Annotated in this window: 15 protein-coding genes and 5 pseudogenes; 8 read left to right on the top strand and 12 right to left on the bottom strand. The window is 59.4% G+C overall.

The genetic code is table 11. The features are described from left to right. Positions 1-239: 239 nt before the first annotated feature. From istA to X730_RS1000000165600, 4 genes and pseudogenes are all read left to right on the top strand, one after another. Positions 240-1,756 (top strand): annotated as a pseudogene (gene istA / locus X730_RS00615) (IS21 family transposase). A 16-nt stretch (positions 1,757-1,772) separates the two neighbouring features. Beyond that, a complete protein-coding gene (gene istB, locus X730_RS135955; protein ID WP_023827788.1) occupies positions 1,773-2,549 on the top strand; it encodes an IS21-like element helper ATPase IstB in 777 nt (258 codons plus the stop codon). A gap of 102 nt (positions 2,550-2,651) precedes the next feature. Beyond that, a pseudogene (locus X730_RS01000000165005) lies at positions 2,652-3,388 on the top strand (transposase); the annotation flags it as partial. 538 nt (positions 3,389-3,926) lie between these two features. Then, positions 3,927-4,193 carry a hypothetical protein gene (locus X730_RS1000000165600; protein ID WP_155922552.1) on the top strand — a complete coding sequence of 89 codons (267 nt, stop codon included), beginning with the start codon at positions 3,927-3,929 and terminating at the stop codon, positions 4,191-4,193. On the opposite strand, the gene X730_RS1000000167950 is transcribed toward X730_RS1000000165600, so the two are convergent. The 3 genes from X730_RS1000000167950 to X730_RS1000000167110 are packed head-to-tail and all read right to left on the bottom strand — an operon-like array spanning position 4,148 to position 5,008. Further along, positions 4,148-4,435: a hypothetical protein gene (locus X730_RS1000000167950; RefSeq protein WP_196814862.1), complete on the bottom strand. Its 288-nt coding sequence runs from the start codon at positions 4,433-4,435 to the stop codon at positions 4,148-4,150. The genes X730_RS1000000165600 and X730_RS1000000167950 overlap by 46 nt on opposite strands. Further along, positions 4,395-4,760: an SDR family oxidoreductase gene (locus X730_RS0135110; RefSeq protein WP_245261461.1), complete on the bottom strand. Its 366-nt coding sequence runs from the start codon at positions 4,758-4,760 to the stop codon at positions 4,395-4,397. The genes X730_RS1000000167950 and X730_RS0135110 overlap by 41 nt, the downstream gene beginning before the upstream one ends. Continuing rightward, positions 4,670-5,008 carry an SDR family NAD(P)-dependent oxidoreductase gene (locus X730_RS1000000167110; protein WP_023827794.1) on the bottom strand — a complete coding sequence of 113 codons (339 nt, stop codon included), beginning with the start codon at positions 5,006-5,008 and terminating at the stop codon, positions 4,670-4,672. The genes X730_RS0135110 and X730_RS1000000167110 overlap by 91 nt, the downstream gene beginning before the upstream one ends. Positions 5,009-5,360: 352 nt before the next feature. Between X730_RS1000000167110 and X730_RS135950 the strand changes: the two genes are divergently transcribed. Beyond that, positions 5,361-6,272, top strand: a complete 912-nt coding sequence (locus tag X730_RS135950; RefSeq protein ID WP_031197511.1) for a LysR substrate-binding domain-containing protein — start codon at positions 5,361-5,363, stop codon at positions 6,270-6,272. Here X730_RS135950 and X730_RS135945 read toward each other — a convergent pair. The 9 genes and pseudogenes from X730_RS135945 to X730_RS1000000167960 all read right to left on the bottom strand — a co-directional run bounded on the left by X730_RS135945 (position 6,269) and on the right by X730_RS1000000167960 (position 16,427). Continuing rightward, positions 6,269-7,549 carry an FAD-binding oxidoreductase gene (locus tag X730_RS135945; RefSeq protein ID WP_050588169.1) on the bottom strand — a complete coding sequence of 427 codons (1,281 nt, stop codon included), beginning with the start codon at positions 7,547-7,549 and terminating at the stop codon, positions 6,269-6,271. The genes X730_RS135950 and X730_RS135945 overlap by 4 nt on opposite strands. A 54-nt stretch (positions 7,550-7,603) precedes the next feature. Continuing rightward, positions 7,604-9,130, bottom strand: a complete 1,527-nt coding sequence (locus X730_RS135940) for an aldehyde dehydrogenase (RefSeq protein ID WP_023827797.1) — start codon at positions 9,128-9,130, stop codon at positions 7,604-7,606. Continuing rightward, on the bottom strand, positions 9,108-10,052 hold the full coding sequence (locus X730_RS135935; RefSeq protein WP_023827798.1) for a dihydrodipicolinate synthase family protein: 945 nt from the start codon (positions 10,050-10,052) through the stop codon (positions 9,108-9,110). The genes X730_RS135940 and X730_RS135935 overlap by 23 nt, the downstream gene beginning before the upstream one ends. A 496-nt stretch (positions 10,053-10,548) precedes the next feature. Then, positions 10,549-11,449: pseudogene (locus X730_RS1000000167115) on the bottom strand (MFS transporter); the annotation flags it as partial. Between the two features lie 347 nt (positions 11,450-11,796). Then, positions 11,797-12,714, bottom strand: coding sequence for a LysR substrate-binding domain-containing protein (locus X730_RS135930; RefSeq protein WP_023827801.1), 918 nt, complete (start codon positions 12,712-12,714; stop codon positions 11,797-11,799). A 465-nt stretch (positions 12,715-13,179) separates the two neighbouring features. Beyond that, a pseudogene (locus X730_RS1000000167955) lies at positions 13,180-13,656 on the bottom strand (IS66 family transposase zinc-finger binding domain-containing protein); the annotation flags it as partial. A 190-nt stretch (positions 13,657-13,846) separates the two neighbouring features. Then, entirely contained in the window at positions 13,847-14,842 is a 996-nt protein-coding gene (locus tag X730_RS135920; RefSeq protein ID WP_023827804.1) for a 2-oxoglutarate and iron-dependent oxygenase domain-containing protein, read from the bottom strand. 220 nt (positions 14,843-15,062) lie between these two features. Further along, positions 15,063-15,770, bottom strand: coding sequence for a class I SAM-dependent methyltransferase (locus X730_RS135915; protein WP_023827805.1), 708 nt, complete (start codon positions 15,768-15,770; stop codon positions 15,063-15,065). Between the two features lie 495 nt (positions 15,771-16,265). Continuing rightward, complete coding sequence (locus tag X730_RS1000000167960; protein ID WP_023827807.1) at positions 16,266-16,427, bottom strand: hypothetical protein; 162 nt, start codon at positions 16,425-16,427, stop codon at positions 16,266-16,268. 237 nt (positions 16,428-16,664) lie between these two features. Between X730_RS1000000167960 and X730_RS1000000168375 the strand changes: the two genes are divergently transcribed. From X730_RS1000000168375 to X730_RS1000000169310, 3 genes and pseudogenes are all read left to right on the top strand, one after another. Beyond that, entirely contained in the window at positions 16,665-17,336 is a 672-nt protein-coding gene (locus X730_RS1000000168375; RefSeq protein WP_196814860.1) for a hypothetical protein, read from the top strand. After that, positions 17,273-17,764, top strand: a complete 492-nt coding sequence (locus X730_RS1000000168380) for an ABC transporter permease subunit (RefSeq protein ID WP_196814861.1) — start codon at positions 17,273-17,275, stop codon at positions 17,762-17,764. Before X730_RS1000000168375 ends, X730_RS1000000168380 begins: the two co-directional genes overlap by 64 nt. Before the next feature lie 475 nt (positions 17,765-18,239). After that, positions 18,240-18,756, top strand: a pseudogene (locus X730_RS1000000169310) (ATP-binding cassette domain-containing protein). Positions 18,757-18,909 lie beyond the last annotated feature (153 nt).

Consider the following 18,909-nt stretch of genomic DNA (forward strand, 5'->3'; position numbering starts at 1 on the left):
CTCAACCATGCCTGCTGGCCTCCATACCCAGCCGACATGATGAATCAGATATTCTCCCCGATGGGAATCCCTCGCGATTCCATCAGGTCAGATTATGCTCTAAGTCGCGGACAGCGATTTCAGTAATTACGGGACAGTGATTCCGCTAATTCCCGGACAGTCTTCGGGGCGGATAACGGTCGGTTCTCGGGAGCGCCGTTCTGGCATGTTGCCCTCTCATCATCGGGTTGAGAGGGGCCATGCCAAGACGGAAGCAAGCGAGACGAACGACAGTGAAAGACCTACGATCAATCCTGCGCCTGACGCATGAGCAGGGCTTCTCGGTGCGAGCGGTGTCGGAACGGCTGAAGATCAGCAAGACTCCGGTTTCGACCTATCTGTTGCGGGCGCGTGAGGCTGGCATCTCGGACTGGCCGCTGCCGCCGGGCTATGACGATGACGTATTGCTTGAGCGGCTTCTGTTTCGCCGGGTTGGCCGTCCGCCGCAGGATCTGGACGAGCCCGATTGGGCGATGATCTCGCGCGAGCTGAAGCGCAAGGGCGTGACGCTGACGTTGTGGCAGGAATACCGCGCGGCGCACCCCGATGGTTATGGCTACACCCGGTTTTGTGACCGGTTCGGCGCTTTCCAGCGCCGGTCGAGCGCAACGTTCCGCAACCGCCACGAGGCGGGCGCGGTGATGCAGACCGACTATGCGGGCCACACCGTGCCCGTTGTCGATCCCGATACTGGCGTCATCTACCAGGCTCAGATCTTCGTTGCAGTGCTGGGCGCCTCGTCCTTCACGGACTGGATCGAGGGCCAGTGCCGGGCACTCACCTTCTTCGGCGGGGTAACTAAGGCGATCGTCTGCGACAATCTGAAGGCCGGCGTCGCCAAGGCGCTGTGGGTCGAGCCGACGCTCAACCAGACCTTCGCCGCCATGGCCGAACATTACGACACGACGATCCTGCCGACCCGCAGCCGTAAGCCGCGCGACAAGGGCAAGGTCGAGGGCGCGGTGCTGATCGTCGAGCGCTGGGTCCTGGCCCGGCTGCGCAACCGGCGCTTCTTCAGTCTCGGCGATCTCAACGCCGCAATCGCGGGGTTGCTGGAGGATCTGAACAACCGCACCATGCGCCATGTCGGCAAAAGCCGCCGGGAGCTGTTCGAGGAGATCGAACGAACGGCCCTGTCGCCATTGCCGCCGGCGCCGTTCGAATATGCGGAGTGGAAATCGGCGAAGGTGCATCCCGACTACCATGTCGAGATCGACAGGACCTTCTACTCGGTGCCGCACGCGCTGATCGGGCGGCGCGTGGATGTGCGGCTCACCCACCGGGTGGTCGAGCTCTTCCATGATCACAAGCGCGTCGCCAGCCATGTCCGCCGCTCGCAGCGCTGCGGCCATGTCACCGTCAACGAGCACATGCCCAAGGCGCACCATCGCTATGCCAACACGACGCCGGCGAACCTGATCCGGCAGGCAGCCGAGATCGGCGCCAACACCGCCATCCTGGTCGAGCGGATGATGCGCGACCGTCCCCATCCCGAACAGGGATACCGCTCCGGTTTGGCATCCTCTCGCTGGCCCGTCGCTACGAGCGGGATCGGCTCGAGGCAGCCTGCGCGCGGGCCCTGACCATCAATGCGATCACCTACTCCTCCGTCAACGCCATCCTCAAATCCGGCCTCGACCGCGTGCCGCCCGCAGCCGAGCCGGTCAAGCCCACGCCATCACACACCAACATCCGCGGCGGCTCCTATTATCAATGAAGGAAGGAAACCAACCATGCTGACACATCCAACCCTCGACCAGATGCAGGCTCTCGGCCTTGGCGGAATGGCCGCCGCCTATCGGGACCTGGCCGACCAGAGCAACGCCGACGATCTCAGTCGCGACGAATGGCTTGGCCTGATGCTCGATCGTGAAGCCGCCATGCGTGCCGACAAGCGTCTGACCAACCGTCTCGCCGTTGCCAGGCTGCGCTTTGTCGACGCCTGCATCGAGAACATCGACTTCGCCGCGCATCGCGGGCTCGACCGGCGCAATACGCTGTCGCTGGCCCAAGGCGCATGGCTGAAGGCGCATGAAAACCTCATCATCAATGGGCAGACCGGCACCGGAAAGACCTGGCTGGCCTGCGCCTTCGGACGTCAGGCCGCCCGGCTCGATCATTCCGTGCTCTACCTGCGCATGCCGCGTCTGTTCGAAGATCTTGCCCTGGCGCGTCTCGACGGCCGCTTTCCCCGTCTCACCGACAAGCTGGCTCGGGTGCAACTGCTCATCCTTGACGACTGGGGCACCCACAGCCTGACCGACCAGCAGCGTCTCGATCTGCTGGAAATCTTCGAGGAACGCTATCGCCGGAAATCGACGCTGATCACCGCGCAACTGCCGATCGCCCAGTGGCATGCCATGACCGGCGAGCCGACAATCGCCGACGCCATTCTCGACCGGATCGTTCACAACGCCCATCGCGTCACCCTCGAAGGCGACAGCATGAGAAAGCAAAAAACACCGCCGCTCTTGACCGGCGTCGAAAACGGCGAAATCAATCGCAAATGAGTTCAACCAGGCAACCGGGGGCCGACCCCATCCTGCTGTCCGCGACTTAGTGAAACTGCTGTCCGCGATTTAGCGGAACGACTTTCCCGTTTTTGCGAAATGCGCAGTAACAGCCGCAGCGATTGGTTCTTCGCCTTCCTCCATGCCTGTTCCGACCCCAGCAAGCATCACGGCGCTGACGAAGGAGGAGTTTGTGACGGCAGCTTGGGATGTCGTCGTGCCGCAAGGTCAGCAAGACACAAATTCTGATGGATTTACGAAACGGCGCGCTCATCGATCGGACTGCCACTGCCCCTTGATGCGCCTGCCATTCGCATGTTCCGGATGGTCATTGACGAAGCACGCAGCCTGATTCGGCAGCGCAATGAGATCGAAGCGCAGGCCGACGAGCTGTTGCGGCACAGCCAGGATTATCAACTCCTGCGACAAATCCCGGGCATCGGACCGATCAACGCATTGACCGTCATTGCCGAAGCCGGCGATCTTCGCAGTTTCGCTCATCATCGCCAGTTCTAAAGTTCTGCAGACTGGACCTCTCGACACAGCAGTCAGGCCAATATCGAGGCCAGACCCGCCTTTCCAAATTCGGCAATGCTCGGCTGCGCCGCAGCCTGTGGATCGCCGGGCAAATCGCCATCCGTCAGCGGGAGAACGGCTTCCGTCATAAGTTCGAACGCTACATCGCGAGGGATCGCGACAATCCCGATCTGCGCCGCAAGGCAATGGCCGCTATTACCGCCAAGATGGCGCGTGTCGTGCACGCCGTCGTCAAATGTGGTTCTGACTACCGGCCCTTCGTTGAAGGGCGGGTGCCAGGTGGAAGAACCTCTGTCAGCTAAGATGTTTGATCCCGGGCTTTTGTGGGGCATCCTTTGATTCGGAAGATAAGAATGCCCCACAAAAGCCCGGGATCAAACATCTAGACAGTTACTTGGGCGATTGGCACACGCATCCCGACGCGGTTTCAGGCCAACTAAGCTCGAAAGACACGGCCTGTTTGAAAACGATCATCAGAATACCCGCTGCAAGAAAGTCAACACCGATCGTGATTTTGATGTGCGGGAGCCCTGTCAATTGGCATCTGCACCGATGGGTGTGCCGCATACAACCCCGCTTCGTCTTGTTTGATGTTTTGCTTGAGGAAAAAGCGAGCATCGCACTTTACGGGTGACTTGGCATGGAACGTCTCACTCCTACTTCTCGCTAGTCTTCCCCAACCGATCGAATTCGCACATCTTTTCCAAGGTCTGCTCGACCAACATCCGCTCGCCCGCGAGCGGTTAGTTTAGAGCTAGCACACCCATCGGAACCCTGAGCGCCGCTTCTAAACGCCTGAATAATGCTGTTGTCGAGCCAATCCTCGACTTCATGCATCCGATGGCGCCGTTCGTACTCCCGGCGGCGCTTTTCTTCGGTATCGGCACCTTCCCTGGAATTGTTCTTGGCCACGCAGCTTGCGATCAGGCTAACCGCCCTGGCTTCAAGATGGTCGAGCAGGAAATGGTCGAGGCCGGCGAGGCCTTCGGCGCGAGCCGCTTAGCCGTGCTGTTCCTGATCAAGTTACCGCTGGCATTTCGTTCGATTACGGCGGGTGTCAATCAGTGCGTGATGATGTCGTTGTCGATGGTCATCATCGCCTCCTGATCGGCGCCGGTGGATTGGGCGACGAAATCATTCGGTCGATCTCTCGCCTGCAGGTTGGGAGAGGCGTCGAAGCTGGCCTCGCCGTCGTGGTTCTGGCAATCTTTATCGATCGCATTACCAGGCGAATTAGCGAGAAGCTGGATCCCACTGCCTGAAAATCCGCGAGAGCCTGGGTTCAGCAACCCGGCTCCCCCACGGGTCTTAGGAGATAGGAAGCGGAAGTTTCTTTGTCCGTCCGCCATCGATGACGTAAACCTGACCGGTCACGAAAGCACTTTCTTCCGAGGCAAGCCAGACAGCGAGATTGCCGACGTCGCTCGGTTCGCCCAAGCGTCCTACCGGATGCATCGCGAGAAGCTCTCTTCGAACACGAGCACTGTCAGGCATGCTATCAACGTAGACCTCGCTGAGATCAGAATTGATCCAACCAGGCGCAATGGCATTGCACCGGATCCCTTCATGCCCATGGTCGACCGCTACTGCTGCTGTGAACCCGTGAATGCCCGCTTTCGAGGCGGAATATGCAGGATGCCCAGGGTTGGACGCCAGACCTTCGATCGAGCCGATGTGACTGTCGCCTGGACGGAGTACTCGATCAACTCCTCGCAATAGCTCTTCTCTCTGAGGTCGCCGGCCTTGCTCCAGACAATCTGTCCGGTTCGGTTAAGTTCGGCCTCGAGCTTGTCCAGGTCAGCCTGGTCGGCGTCACCCCCAACCACCCGAAAGCCGTTCGCAACGAACTGTCTGGAGATCGCTTGCCCGATGCCTCCCGCCGCGCCTGTTATGGCCGCTGTTTTCTTCTCAATGCCAGTCATAGCTCAAGCCACTCTTTGACGGAGAAAGTTCGGCTTATAATCTCTGAACAGCTGCCGAAGACCAGTGGGGCAGCCCTGCAAAAGTCCCACCCCCTTGTTGAGTTGCTGAGCGCAGACATCGCCCTGTATATGCTACTCTGCAGCCGCGTCGGACATTGATTGGACAGCGTCGCAGATCGCGAAGCATGGTTCGTACAGTTTTGCTATGTTCCGCCGTAAATGGGTGGGATCGCAGCCATAGTCAGTCGAAACGCAGGCTATCGCGTCGCCTTGCAAATGGTTTTCCGACGTCTTGAGCATTGCTTGCTCTATTTGTCGCGCGGCGCGATTATCGAAGTGTTTGGAGCTTGAGATGGTTCGCCGCTACTACGACCTTCCGTCCCTGACTGCTTTGGCTGTTTTCGAGGCGTCTGCCCGGCACTTGTCATTCAAATTGGCTGCTGCGGAACTGAACGTCACTCCCGGCGCCGTGAGCCGGCAGATCAAGGCGATCGAGGACGAACTCGGAGTTCCGCTGTTTACCCGATTAGGAACCGGTGTGGCGCTGACAAGCGCCGGCGAAGACCTTTACGGCGTGTTGGCTACCGGTTTTTCGCGCGCCGCAGATATCGTCCGAAATGTGAAATACGGTGACCGTTCCAAGAACGTCACGCTCGCATGCACGGACGCCTTCGCGTCAACGTGGCTGATCCCGCGGATGCCGGATTTTTGGACGAGGTACCCGGATATCGCGGTTGACCACCTTATCTCGGACAATCCCCGCGATTACCGCCGCGCCGAGGTCGAATTGCGCATCCGCTACGGGTTCGGATCGTGGTCGAATGAAGATGCTGAGCTCCTTTTTAATGAAACAATCTACCCGGTATGCGGGCCTGGGTTTGCGAGCAGGCACCGCGATGCAACGGCGGAATCGTTGGCCGATCTTCCCCTGCTGCATGTCGATTGGGTGGATCCCGATTGGGCTGGCTGGGACGAGGTCCTTCGGCGCGCGGGGGTCTCGCATGGTCCGACCCGCGGTCGGCGCTTCGGCAAGTTCTTCGTGGCGCTTCAGGCAGCTCAGGCCGATCAAGGGGTGGCTGTTGGGTGGCATCGCCTTGTCAAGGCGCAGATTGACGAGGGGAAGCTCGTCAGACTGACGGATCTCGAGCTCCCGGCCCCTGGCAGCTACTATCTCACATGGTATCAAAATCGCACACTTTCCCCTGCCGCCCAGAGCCTCCGCAGCTGGATCCGGGAAGCGGCGGCGCAAGAACGAGAAAGCTAGAACTCTCTGCCGGCGCGCTTCTGCATCGCCCAAAGCTTCAGCAGCGCTCCGATCGACATCAGCGGTTCTGGATAAAGCCGAACCGGGGCTGGCTCGTTCAGGGCGTCTGCAACCATTGGCTCGTTGCTGCCGACGGCAAGATCGGCAGCCAGCATCCCGTAGAGGGTACCTTGCACCGTTCCGAGGCCATTGCAGCATCCGGCTACGAAGACCCTCTCCTCGATTTCGCCGAATGCGGGGGCCGAATTGAGGGAGAGACACAAGTGGCCTCCCCAGCGAAATTCCATCGGTATTTCACCCAGCATCGGAAAACGCGCCCGGAACGATCTATCGTGCGCAGCGCCAATCCGACGGATCTGCATGTCACTCGTGGACATGTCCGGATTATAGGTGAAGGTGTTGCGGACGACGATCCGATCGCCGATCCTTCGGATGGTTGATCCCATCGGGTCAGCCGGGATCAAGCCCCAATGCGGCTCACCGCCCAGAGCCGCCTGTTCGCTCTTGGAGAGCGGCCTTGTCATGCTGGCGTAGGTGAACACATGCAGCAGGCGTTTCTTGAAGAAACCAAAGCTTTCGAGATGACCGTTTACTGTCAGTATCAACCGCGGCGCGGTGATCTCGCCCTCAGTCGTCTTGGCAGTGTGCAGTTTGCCGGTCTGCATAGATGTGACCGGCGAATTCTCGAATAGCTGCACGCGCTTCGACAAGCCTTCGGCAAGCCCACGGATGAAGCCGGCAGGCTGTGCCATTACCGTTCCCGGCGTGAAGGTACCGCCGACGAAGAAGCCGGTTCCGGTGATTTCCTTCAACTGCGGCCCGTCAAGCCGCTCGAATGGCTCCCCTAGCCCCGTCAGGTGCTTTTCGAATTCCTGCAGGACAGCAACACCGTGGTCGGTTGCAGCTCCATGGTACTTGCCGGCCCGAACGAAGAATTTCTGCAACCCGTATTCGTCCGCCGCTGAAGCAGAGAATTCGATCGCGGCGCGGTTCATGCGGATGCGCTTGCGGTCGTGGTCCTGGCTTCCGCCGTAATGCTCACCACCGAGCTCATGCGGAAGATCGATCATGAAGCCGGAGTTGCGCCCCGCAGCACCCCAGCCGACGCGCTGCGCGTCGACCACCACTATGCGCTCGTTCGGCACCAGTTGTGAGAGGCGCCGCGCGGCCGCCAAGCCAGCAAACCCAGCTCCTACAATGAGCCAGTCCGCTTTGTGACGGCCGCGCAGCACCTCTGGTGCCTTGCAAGGCGGCAGAATACCATACCAGCCCGGCATGGATGTGTCCGCAGGCGTGCGGACAGCCTCATGATCGCTCATCGGTGCGACAGGCTAATCTACCGAACGCGAGACGTTAGGGTCGGAGATGTCCGCCCAGATCGTCTTGAGTTCGGTATATTGGTCGTGGGCGTGCAATGACTTGTCTCGTCCACCAAAGCCCGAAAGCTTGAAGCCGCCGAAGGGAGTCGAGACATCCCCTTCCCCGTAGCAATTGATGGTCACCGTTCCAGCGCGGATGTCTCGCGCGATACGATGTGCCTTGCAAAGATTGGCGGTGAAGATTGAGGCCGCAAGCCCATATTTCGTGTCGTTTGCGACCCGTACCGCCTCATCAGCGTTGGACACCTTAATGACCGAAAGCACCGGTCCGAAGATTTCTTCGCGGGCGATTGTCATCGCGGATGTCACATCGTCGAATACGGTCGGCTCGATGAAATAGCCTTTGCCGTGCTTGTGGGCGTTCCCGCCCGTCACGATCTTGGCGCCTTCCGCTCGCCCCTTCTTGATATAGCCCATGATGCGGTCGAACTGTTCTTTCGACACAATGGCGCCCAGCCGGTTACCAGGGTCCAACGGCTCGCCCAAGGGCCATTCTTTCAGCTTGTGAACGATCGTCTTAACCAGGCGGTCCTTGATCTTTTCGTGGACGATCAAGCGGGAATTGGACGAGCAGTTCTCGCCCATGTTCCAGAAGACAGCTTGGGTGACATGCTGCGCTACAACGTCGAGGTTCTCGGCGTCATCCAGAACGATGCAAGGGTTCTTCCCGCCGCATTCGAGCACGATGCGCTTGAGGTTGGACCTGGCGGAATATTCGAGGAACTTTCGGCCGACGTCAGTTGACCCGGTGAATGCGACCATATCGATATCGGGATGCATGCCGAGTGCCTTGCCGGTGATCTCACCCGGACCGGTGACGACCTGCAGAACGCCCGCGGGAATCCCAGCCTCAAGGGCCAACTCCGCAATGCGAAGCGTGGACATGCTGGTCTGCTCAGCCGGCTTGACAATGACGGAGTTGCCCGTCGCGAGTGCCGGACCGATCTTCCAGGCAAGCATCAGGATCGGGAAATTCCAGGGCAGAACGCAGGCGATCACGCCCAGAGGCTGGCGCACGATCATCGAGACGACGTCATCGCCAGAAGGCGATGTCTGACCGTAGACCTTGTCGGTGGCTTCCGCGTGCCATTCCAGGCAATGCAATGCCTCGGGGATATCAATAGTCTCGACGTCGTAGATCGGCTTGCCGCTTTCGAGCGTCTCAAGCACGGCAAGTTCATGGGCGTTGCGTTTCATCAGCTTGACCAGCCGCCGCAGAACGCGCTTGCGCTCGCTCGGGTGCGCACGCGACCAGGCGCCCGATTCAAACGCCAGTCGTGCCTTCTCTACAGCGAGATCGACGTCGGCCTGGCCGCACGAGGCGATCCTGGCGATCACCTGCCCCGTCGCGGGATTGATGGTCTCGAAAGTATCCCCAGTCTGTGCCGCCCGGGCCTTGCCGTCGATTACTGCGTTGGTCGGCAGCGGCAGGCTGTCCGCCAGGTTCTGGTACTCATCACGCGTTAATAGCGATGACATTCTCGGAAGCCCTCTTTTGGGATTTTGCAGTAATTGACGCGATGACTGCCTTAAGGGTGCGGATCGTCGACTCGAGTTCCCGCTTCTGTTCGTCGCCGAGTGCCCGCATCGGCAGGCGCACGGGCCCAGCTGGCAATCCAGCCAATTCGCACCCAAACTTTATGCTCTGGACGAATTTGCCGCCCTGTTCGAGAAGCCTCATCAGAGGCAGAAGCGCCGACATGATCTGCCTGCCCTTGGTGAAGTCCTTCTCAATCACGCAGGCTTCGTACAGCGCGAGGTGCTCTGCCGGTAGGCAGTTGCCGGCGCCACAGACCCACCCTTTTGCGCCCCAGGCGAAGAATTCGAGCGCCTGATCATCCATGCCGCAGAACAGGTCGATATGCGGATAGTCGCGAGCCAAGGCATGCAGCTGGTTCATGCTGCCGCTAGATTCCTTGATGGCACAGAAATTGGAGCTGCGACCGACGCGGTCCAAGAACTCTAGATCCATCATCGTTCCAGTGCGACCGGGGTAGTTGTAGAGCATCACCGGTAGATTGGCGGCCTTGTCGATCGCAAGTGCATGATTGGCAAGTTCGAGCTGCGTGGGAACAGCGTAATACGGCGAGCCGATTAGAATGCCGTCGTACTTGAGGTCCTTAGCAATTAGCCCGTATTCAATGCAGTCGTCGGTGCGAATGGAGCCGACGCCGGCGATCAAGGGCATCTTCCCCTTCACCACGCTCCTGGCAAGCTTAAGCAGGCTGACACGCTCGTCGCGTGACTGGGCGTAGTACTCGCCTGTCGTGCCACCGACAATCATACCGTGGACGCCAGTCGAGACCAGGTGCTCGACCATGACGCAGAAGCCGTCGCGGTCGATGGATCCATCCGCCTGAAAGGGCGTTGTGACGGGCGGAACAACGCCTTTGAACGACATCTGCCTGGCTCCAATGTGGGCTACAGGTCAGTGTTATATGCAAGCTGAGGGGCGGGAACAGCCGAAATAAAGTCACCTGGCAGGCAACTTTTTTGCGGTTCGGACTATGATCGATCGAGCATGCTAACGAGGATCGGCGTGTGGCCGGGCCCCTAACAGGAACGGTTCCCTCATCAAACAGGCTGATAGTTTGCTATCCCTTGGCCAATCGGCCAATCGGAGGTCATTAAGTTTATCGCCACGACACCGAGATTGTTGAGAACCTCCAGAAGGTCGCATCTGCAGCAAAGCTGGGGTTCTAGCTGATATCCGCAAGAGAGCATTCTGTAGCTGTCGCGGTCGAAGTACGACCGGAGCCGTTGTTAAGTTCGAGTCCCATACTGCGGCGAAGAACGAACTCATACAATTCATGTAGTACCGAATCCGCGAGCGCTTAGCCGTTCGTCGACTACAGCGAACGGGGGAAGCCGAAACGTACGGGCTTCGTCACGTGCCCTCACACTTGATCAAGGGGGGAGAAAGGCGTCCAAGGCTCGGTTTTGCGAGCAGGGCTTGTCGGTCGCTCGATCAAAAGCGTGGCCTGAGGTGGAAACTCGCCTTTGTGCACGAGGAGGACCCTTTCGTTCCAGTTCCTGCCTGCTGTCGTGAGGCGATGGTTGAGGCGAAGGTAGTCCGTCCAGGTCGGCGTGCGGAATGTCTCCGGCTGCAGCACCAGCAGCAGGGCTCCAGCGGAGCCCTCCAGCGCCAAGGTCAGGCAATAGTTCTGGGCCAGCGTGCCCCATACTCAGCTGCCCGCCGCGATGCCGCCATCTTCAAGCATAATAAATCGAGATGGTGCGCCCCACGACCCAACGCGGGCTCGCCAGCTGCATGCTCACGCCAATGCCGGACCAGGCGGTGACCCAACCCGCGCCGCCCAAGGCGAGCGCAATTGCCGCCACTGCAATCGAAGAGCTCAGGGCAAGGGAGAGGGAGCACGCCGCGCAGGCGACGCACGCAAGCCTCATCAGTCGTTCTTGAGACAAGGCCCGTCTGAACGGGCATTGGAGATGCCGGCAATGACGGCGCCTGTCCCGAAGCCGGCCATGAGCGTGCCATAGGCGAGCGGTCCTACCCAACTGATCGCGGACAACCAGCGGCAGCAGCGCAAGTATGGCGATGCTCGCTAGGCCAAAGAGAGTTCCGCGAGCGATCGCCGTCTTGATTTCCGATGACATTGCCGTGAAGCGCAGCCCGTCATAGATCGCCGTCCTCATCGGTTCGCGCGGGAGAGGTGAGGAGCGAACCTTTCACTTGCAGCGCCATATGGTGCCAAGAGGGACCAGGTAACTGAGCGTGGTCACGGCGAAAGCCGTCAGAAGCCCGAAAGAGGCAACCACGATGCCGCCGAGTGTCGGGTGGTGGTGTGAGCAAGCCCGCGCTGACATCGCCCCTCGAAAACTAGAGCCGCCGCCGTACGGGGAATGCGCCCGCCAAATTTCCATTCACACAATGTTTCCCCGACAGCCCTGCCGTGCGTGTGAGAACGGATCATTTTCGGGCCCCGCTAGGGCTGGGGCGCTACGCAGCATTGATCCATTCCCTCCTGATCCCGTCCCGGAATGCGGAGCGGCCACGAAGCTCTCATCCGAGTTCGAGGATTTCTGAACATTCCACCCTCATGCAAACGGCATCCCGAACCCGTGATGCCGATCACCGCACCGCTATGTATCTGGGCCGTGCAAAGGCGCGCCGGGCGCGAGCTCTAACTCGGAGCGTTCCGCTCTTCGGCCGAAATCTTCCGCAACCAGTCGCGCAACCGCTCGGCCCCCGGCGACAGGCTCCGGTTGTCGTTCCACGTCAGATAGTATCCTCCCGGGGCGTCCAGCTCGAGGTCGGTAAGCCTGATGAGCTTGCCCTCCTCGACCAATGTTCGCACCAGCCGGTGCCAGCCCACGGCAACGCCCTGATCAGCCTGGGCCGCTTGCAAAGCCACGAAGAACTTGGTGAACCTATGGCCACGAAGCGGCCCGTGGGGAATCCCGGCGCGGCGCAGGACCTCGTCCCAGCCGGCCCAGTCGGGTTCAATCCATTCGACATTCAGAAGTGGCAGTTGGGGCAAGCACTTGGCGGTCGCATCGCTGTGCTCCTGGGCGAAGCCGTGACCGCAGACCGGGTAGATCACGTCGCCAAACAACAGCTCCGCTGTCTCCTCAGGCCATGAGCCGAAGCCATAGCGAATGCGCAGCTCGACTTCAGCGCGCCGGTAGTCGTGCGAACTGTCGGAAATCGCATGGTCGACTTTGATATCACCATGCTGTGACCAAAAGCGCGGCATGCGAGGTATCAACCACATCGACGCGAATGCATCGGGGGAGGCAATTGTGACATTCCGGGAACGACGGCAGCGTTTAATTATCCTGACGACATCGGACGCCTTGGAAAGACTGCTTGCCAGCACGCTGTAGAGGTCTTTGCCAGCGCTGGTAAGCATCACGTCGGTTCCTGGCCTCACAAACAGCGGGACGCCAAGCTCGTCCTCAATGGCTTTGATCTGCCGACTGATCTCTCCCGGTGTCACGTTCAGCTCCGAAGCCGCTAGCTTGAACGAGAGATGGCGTGCCGAGGCCTCGAATCCCGCGAGGGCAGTCAGGGACGGGAGATCATAATATTGACGAACCATTGAATAACCCAATCAGATCGGCAGTCGCGAGCCAAACAACAGGGGATCCACGTCGTCCTCTGGCCCATAAAGGACCGCCGCCAGTTTACACGCGTCAAAGTTTAGAGACTGATCAATCACCACCGGCCCTCGAGACGGATTGCGGCCGTCCGCCGTGTCCCAAGCAAGTTGCGTGCCGAATTGGCGCACCGTTCTGTTGCACCACTTCCCCATACCGACGGCCCGGCCCTGCCGACGTCTCATCGGGTTTCCGACATTCTTGTCCAGGTTCAGACACAAGCTTTGTGGATAGACATGCGGGGGATCGTCACATTGGCGAGGGTGGGATCCGCCCACCGTAGGAGGAGTATGAAGAAGCCCCTCACTCGAGTGATATCCACCACCGTTTTCCTGCCGGGGTGGTCAGCGCTAGAGGTCAGCCACAAACGGTTCGCCATGGGCGAGAAGTTCGGTATAAGCCTAGCTGCGACCGGTGTCGGCCTTGCCCCTCGCCAGGAACGGCACAGTGGTGCCGTCACGAAGCAGACGCTTGGCAGCAAGCACATGTGCCTCAATCAGCGCGTGCACCGGCTACAGTACCGAGGCACAGAATAGGCTCAGATCGCTGCCCCCCTGCGCGCTCCGCCGGTTCAACGGCTAATCCTGGGGAACTTCTTAAACAGGATCATCGCCAACAGGTTCGGCCCGGCAAAGCCGCGCGACGCCACTTGGAAGGGTGAAGGCGGCTGCGCGATCGCCTCACATTCGTGACAGGTGAACTTTTCGCGCTCGGTCTGGATCACTTTCCACTGGTGCGGGATGACCTCCAGTTTCGCGGTGACGTCCTCGCCAAGCTTCGCCAGTCAGACCGAACCGCACCCAGCAGTCTGACGAAGCGGCAATGACCACGCGTTTGCGCGGCAGATGCTTAGGACACAGGTTCCTTGACGGTCGCTTGCGCTCGACCGTTGTCGATGGTCGCGCCGCCGTGGTTGACGGTATTGTCTCACCCATGGCGTTTTATCTGACATCCATTCGCGGGGACTTCAAAAGCCCGCCTGTTGCGGACGGCGCCAAGATTATGGAACGGTTGTAGATCTAAGGAATGAGGCGCGGCAGCAGTGTCACGTGAATAAGTGCCTGTCCGTTCTCATTACGCTTTGGCCAAGTGAGCGTAACTTGCTGCGAATCGCTCGAATTTGTGCTCGCCGCAAGTTACCGGCTTGTAGCGAAGCGGGTTGCTGTCTGTGACACATGAGGGCAATGGTTCGATGATCGCATTGAAATCGGCATCAATAAAGAAGGGGATCGAGTATCGCTCGCGGCCCGAGCTATTCACCACGCGGTGCATGTTCGCCAGGTAGAGATTGTTCGTGAGTCGCTGAATAAGATCGCCAATGTTGATTACGAATGTGCCGTGGATCGGAATGCCCTCGACCCAATCGCCATCTCGGTTCATGACCTGAAGACCACCCACGTCGTCCTGCGCCAGGATGGTCAGATTGCCGTAATCCGTGTGGGCGCCAATACCGATGATCTCTTCGCCAACATAGCCACTCTGCGGCGGGTAATGAAGCAGGCGCTGAATGCTGATCGGGTTCCGCATAAGGCTTTCGAAATAGCCTTCCGACAGGTCCAGACTGAGCGCAATGCCCTGCAAGAGTTTTTTGGCGAGGTCCACCATCTTTTGATGGTATCCGTATGTCAGTTCCCGAAACTCGGGCAGACTTGAGGGCCACTGGTTGGGGCCAAAGAACGGACCTTCCAGCGTCGAACGTTCAGGTCCGCAGTCAAAGCACTCCTTCAGGTCTTTCGTTTTGCCCGGATCGGTGTTCTCCCCGAACGGCTCAATGTATCCGCGGAGGGCCACATCGGATTTGCTAACGTGCAATGTCATCTTCTGCGACCTGGGCAGATCAAAAAACCGACGGCTCACATCGAGTACCGAATCCACAAAATCCTGAGGAATACCGTGGTTCTTCACATACATGAACCCAGTGTTCGACAAGGCCCAACGTATCTCCTTGGCCACCCTTTGTTTGTTGCTGCCATCGAGTAGCGGCGCTATATCAACCACGGGGATCTTGTCAAAGCTTTCGCGTTTCGCGCGCAGCTTGTCGTCCAGTCTGACCACGAGATCCTTAGACATGAATACACCTTTGTTTGACAATGGGGGTTGGCAAACGCTTTCGGGCCATTTTCTTGCTTGACTGGCAGCGTGAATAACGGTCGGGAAGCTTGGATAGGCTGTGCCGGGAATTCTTTCGAGGTGCCGGCTCAACAAGGTAGAAGATCCCGAACTCCTGGCAGGGCATGCGTAGGCGCTCGCGCTCTTCGTTGTCGCCGTGCATCGGCTGCCAGCGAAGTGGTCATGGCCCCTCCTCCGTTGGTGCGCTGGCCTTCTCAAACACCTGGAAAACCCAGTAGTGCGCGCCCTCCTCGGCGACGTATCTGCCGTCGTTTAGACGCTGTGCCGGCACAAGGATGCCCGCATCCTGCAGACGCCGCACCTCGTCCTCAAAGGATGTGGCCTCCGCATAGCTCTTGCGGGTGCTTGCGATGATGAATCCGTTCGGGCGCGTGACGCGAGCCAGTTCGCGCAGCCCCTCCGGTCGGACATGCCCGAGCGTGAAGACGCCGCAGCAGACCGTGATGTCATAGTTCGCGCTGGAGTAGTCGGAGAGCGGCCCGTTAAGGTTGACACTGCCTCGGACATGGCGGTAGACGCGGGTTTGCCGGGCCTGTTCGGCCATCTCCTCGGAGAGGTCGATCCCGTCGATCAATCCGAAGCCGAGGCGTTCCAGTTCTACGCCGACGAGGCCTGTTCCGCAGCCAGCGTCCAGGATTGCGACGGCAGTGCGCTCGGTGGCCAAATAGGCTGTCTGCACGGCGCCAGCCAGCTCCGCTACAATCAAAGGCCCGCAGTACCCGTCGCGGCCGACATCCAGATCGTAGGAACTGGCCCATTCGCGATAGAAGTGGCCCAAGCGACCGGCGTCACCTTCAAGGGTGTGAGAATCCTTGATGCGCTTTCGTGCGGCTTGCTCCAGCGCCGTCTGCTGATCGAGCGTGTTCATGAGTGTTCCTCCGTTTAGGGCAGGTGGGATGCGGGGGCGCGACGATCGGCACCTGCTGCCGCCTCGCAAGAAGGGCATCAAAACTCGTGCCAATTGGCCGAACGAGGCGAAGAAGCATTTTTTGTGATTGTTTTTGAGCTATTTGGCCCGAGGCAAAGCAAGAAATTGGCTAAACAAGCCTGTGTCGCGGATCCGACGAACCTGCCAGAATGTCGGATGCCGTTGTACGTGAGGTCGCCGGAGAGCCACAACGGCAGGCGACCTTCTCCCGCATATGGAAGCTGTCCGGGGAAACTGCTTGGGAATGGCAAGCCGCGGTCCCATGCCCGCAGGACGGCAGCTCTGGTTTTCGAGAGTCAGACGGGACAAGGCATGTGGTTCACACTCAAAGGTCCTTGGCAGCCGGCCGGGCGATTAATTAACGACACTTCCATGCAATTTGGATGGTCACGACGAGTCGTTCAGCAGTAACGGCCACCCCGCCTGGGGGCGAGGTCAGCGCGAGCCTGCCGAAAGGCGAATTGCGCTTTTAAACCGCTGCGGCCCTTCGCCCCTCACCTTTTTTGAGATGATAGAGGCTGCCAAGCGGGCGATGTCGCCGCCTTCCGTCTTGCTCTCGACGCGATTACGGTAGAGCAGGCGGCCGCGGCGCTGCATGGCTTCGGCTCAATCGCCGAAAGTGCCGACAATCGAGTTGCGCACGCCAGGGCAAGGATCTCCTGACCAGTTGGGGAGGTTGCCGTTGGTTGCATAGGGCATCGGTCTCTCCAACAAGAAAGATGTCTCCATCCTCGCCCTTCCAGTGATTTCATCAGGGCAGCTCGGTCATTCGGCTCGTGTTTATCTCGGTCCTCCATTCGCTGATCGAGGCGCCCAAGCTCTGGCCACAGGCCTGTGAGCGGCACCGACAAACTGGTCGATGGTCTGTGCCAGCTCGCAAGGCGGCAAGGCCACCTGCCCGCACTGGTGATGCCATATATGCGGCGTCTTGCAGCTGCACCGGACCTGGTCGCTCCAGCAGCCGAAATAAAATCAATTGGCATGCTACTTTTTTGCGCGACACCCGCTCTGAAAAGTCATGCTAACCCTGCCCCTAAATCGGCTCACAAATACCATTGGGGAACAAAGATGAGCGGATGTGGAACGTTAAATCCGTTTGCATGCGGCACGCTGCCGCTCGCGCAATGGGTCAGCTATGGTCTGCGATGGCTGGTCGACAACTACCGGCCGATTTTCCAGCTTGTAAAAGCACCGTTCGACACGGTTCTCCAATCGCTAGCCTCGTTTATGACTTCGGCGCCACCTCTCCTGGTAATAGCCGTTATTATCCTTGTTGCCTGGCAGCTTGCCAGTTGGCGCCTGGCTGTCGTTCTGGGTGCGATTCTTTTCTTTATTGGCTTCATCGGCGTGTGGACAGAAACCATGAACACGCTGTCGATCGTCCTTACGGCCCTGATTTTTGCCTCGGGATCGTGGCGACGCGCTCAGAATGGCTCTATGCCGTGCTGCGCCCGCTCCTTGACGGCATGCAGACCATTCCAGCGTTCGTGTACCTCGTGCCTATAGTGATGCTTTTTGGCATCGGGAATGTGCCCGGCGTCATCGTGACCGTCATTTTTGCGGTCTCCCCCGTGATCCGGCTCACCTATCTTGGTATCGTGCAGGTTCCGGAACAAGTGATCGAGGCCATGCGGGCGTTCGGAGCCACCGACCGCCAGTTGCTTCTGAAGGCACAGCTGCCGCTTGCCCTCCCGACCATCATGGCAGGTGTCAATCAGACGCTCATGATGTCTCTGTCGATGGTTGTCATCTCCTCGATGATTGCGGTGGGGGGCTCGGCCAAATGGTGTTGCGAGGCATTGGCCGCCTTGATGTCGGACTGGCGACCAGGTGGCCTTGGCATCGTCGCACTCGCAATCGTTCTCGACAGACTTACACAGGCGCTGGCGAAGCGCGCCGGCGGCCTAATCAGGTCTGGGAACATGGCCCGGTAGCGGCGGTGAACCGCCTCTTCGCGCAATTCAAAACGTCCTCAGTTCAGGCCTCAGTGACCAGCGCAACGCCCTATCATCTGGGTTCCCGTGGCAAGGGCACAACTTGAAACAATGGTGAACATCCAGGGGAAAAGTCCAACGAGCAGATCCAGAAACACGCGACAGACTGGATCGCAGCAGACAAAGACGCTTGGGACAAGTGGATCGCTGCGACCAAAGCAGCGAAGTAACCGTTACATCGCTGGCCGCGGTCGAGAGATTCGACCATGCCAGCCGACAATGTTGGTGATCGATGAATAAGCCTGTGATCCAGTGCTCTGGCGTATGGAAGATTTTCGGGGACCGCTCTCCCGAAGCCTTTCGGGCGATCCGCGACGAAGGCCTTTCAAAGTCCGACATCCTGAGGAAGTTCGGTTGCGCAACCGCAGTCGCCGACGTCTCGTTTTCTGTGGATGAAGGCAAAATCTATTGCATCATGGGACTTACCGGGTCCGGCAAGTCGACGCTGGTACGGCACCTCAACCGGCTGGTCGAGCCGACAGCCGGAGAAATTATCGTAGCAGCCCGCAACATCAATGCCTTGAACGCGAGGGACCTCCGGGCGCTTCGCTCTCAGAGCGTAGGCATGGTGTTCCAGAACATGGCCTTGCTGCCCCACAGAAGCGTGGAGGACAACGTCGCGCTCAGCCTGGAGTTGCGGGGCACCAAGCGCTCAGAGCGGACTGCCAAAGCCCGGGAGAAGCTCAAGCTCGTCGGCCTCGAGGAATGGGCACATCGCTATCCCAGAAGAGCTTTCCGGGGGCATGAAGCAGCGCGTGGGATTGGCGCGGGCAATGGCAGCCGACCCTGAGATCCTGCTCATGGACGAGCCGTTTTCAGCGCTAGATCCGCTTATCCGGCGCCAGCTGCAGGCACAATTCCTGGAACTCTCAAGACTCGTCAAAAGGACAACCATTTTCATCACGCACGACCTAGAGCATAATCTGACCTGATGGAATCGCGAGGGATTCCCATCGGGGAGAATATCTGATTCATCATGTCGGCTGGGTATGGAGGCCAGCAGGCATGGTTAGAGCCATATCGGAGGATTTGCGTTCGCGAGTGATCGCAGCGGTTGAGAGTGGCCTGTCGCGGCGGGCTGCGGC

The sequence above is a fragment of the Mesorhizobium sp. L103C131B0 genome (assembly GCF_000502275.1).
Lineage (GTDB): Bacteria > Pseudomonadota > Alphaproteobacteria > Rhizobiales > Rhizobiaceae > Mesorhizobium.

Coding starts and splice junctions, on each gene's coding strand:
- istB (WP_023827788.1), top strand. CDS start 1,773: ATGCTGACACATCCAACCCTCGACCAGATGCAGGCTCTCGGCCTTGGC.
- X730_RS1000000165600 (WP_155922552.1), top strand. CDS start 3,927: ATGGCGCCGTTCGTACTCCCGGCGGCGCTTTTCTTCGGTATCGGCACC.
- X730_RS1000000167950 (WP_196814862.1), bottom strand. CDS start 4,435: ATGGCGGACGGACAAAGAAACTTCCGCTTCCTATCTCCTAAGACCCGT.
- X730_RS1000000167110 (WP_023827794.1), bottom strand. CDS start 5,008: ATGACTGGCATTGAGAAGAAAACAGCGGCCATAACAGGCGCGGCGGGA.
- X730_RS135950 (WP_031197511.1), top strand. CDS start 5,361: ATGGTTCGCCGCTACTACGACCTTCCGTCCCTGACTGCTTTGGCTGTT.
- X730_RS135945 (WP_050588169.1), bottom strand. CDS start 7,549: ATGCCGGGCTGGTATGGTATTCTGCCGCCTTGCAAGGCACCAGAGGTG.
- X730_RS135940 (WP_023827797.1), bottom strand. CDS start 9,130: ATGTCATCGCTATTAACGCGTGATGAGTACCAGAACCTGGCGGACAGC.
- X730_RS135935 (WP_023827798.1), bottom strand. CDS start 10,052: ATGTCGTTCAAAGGCGTTGTTCCGCCCGTCACAACGCCCTTTCAGGCG.
- X730_RS135930 (WP_023827801.1), bottom strand. CDS start 12,714: ATGGTTCGTCAATATTATGATCTCCCGTCCCTGACTGCCCTCGCGGGA.
- X730_RS135920 (WP_023827804.1), bottom strand. CDS start 14,842: ATGTCTAAGGATCTCGTGGTCAGACTGGACGACAAGCTGCGCGCGAAA.
- X730_RS135915 (WP_023827805.1), bottom strand. CDS start 15,770: ATGAACACGCTCGATCAGCAGACGGCGCTGGAGCAAGCCGCACGAAAG.
- X730_RS1000000167960 (WP_023827807.1), bottom strand. CDS start 16,427: ATGCAGCGCCGCGGCCGCCTGCTCTACCGTAATCGCGTCGAGAGCAAG.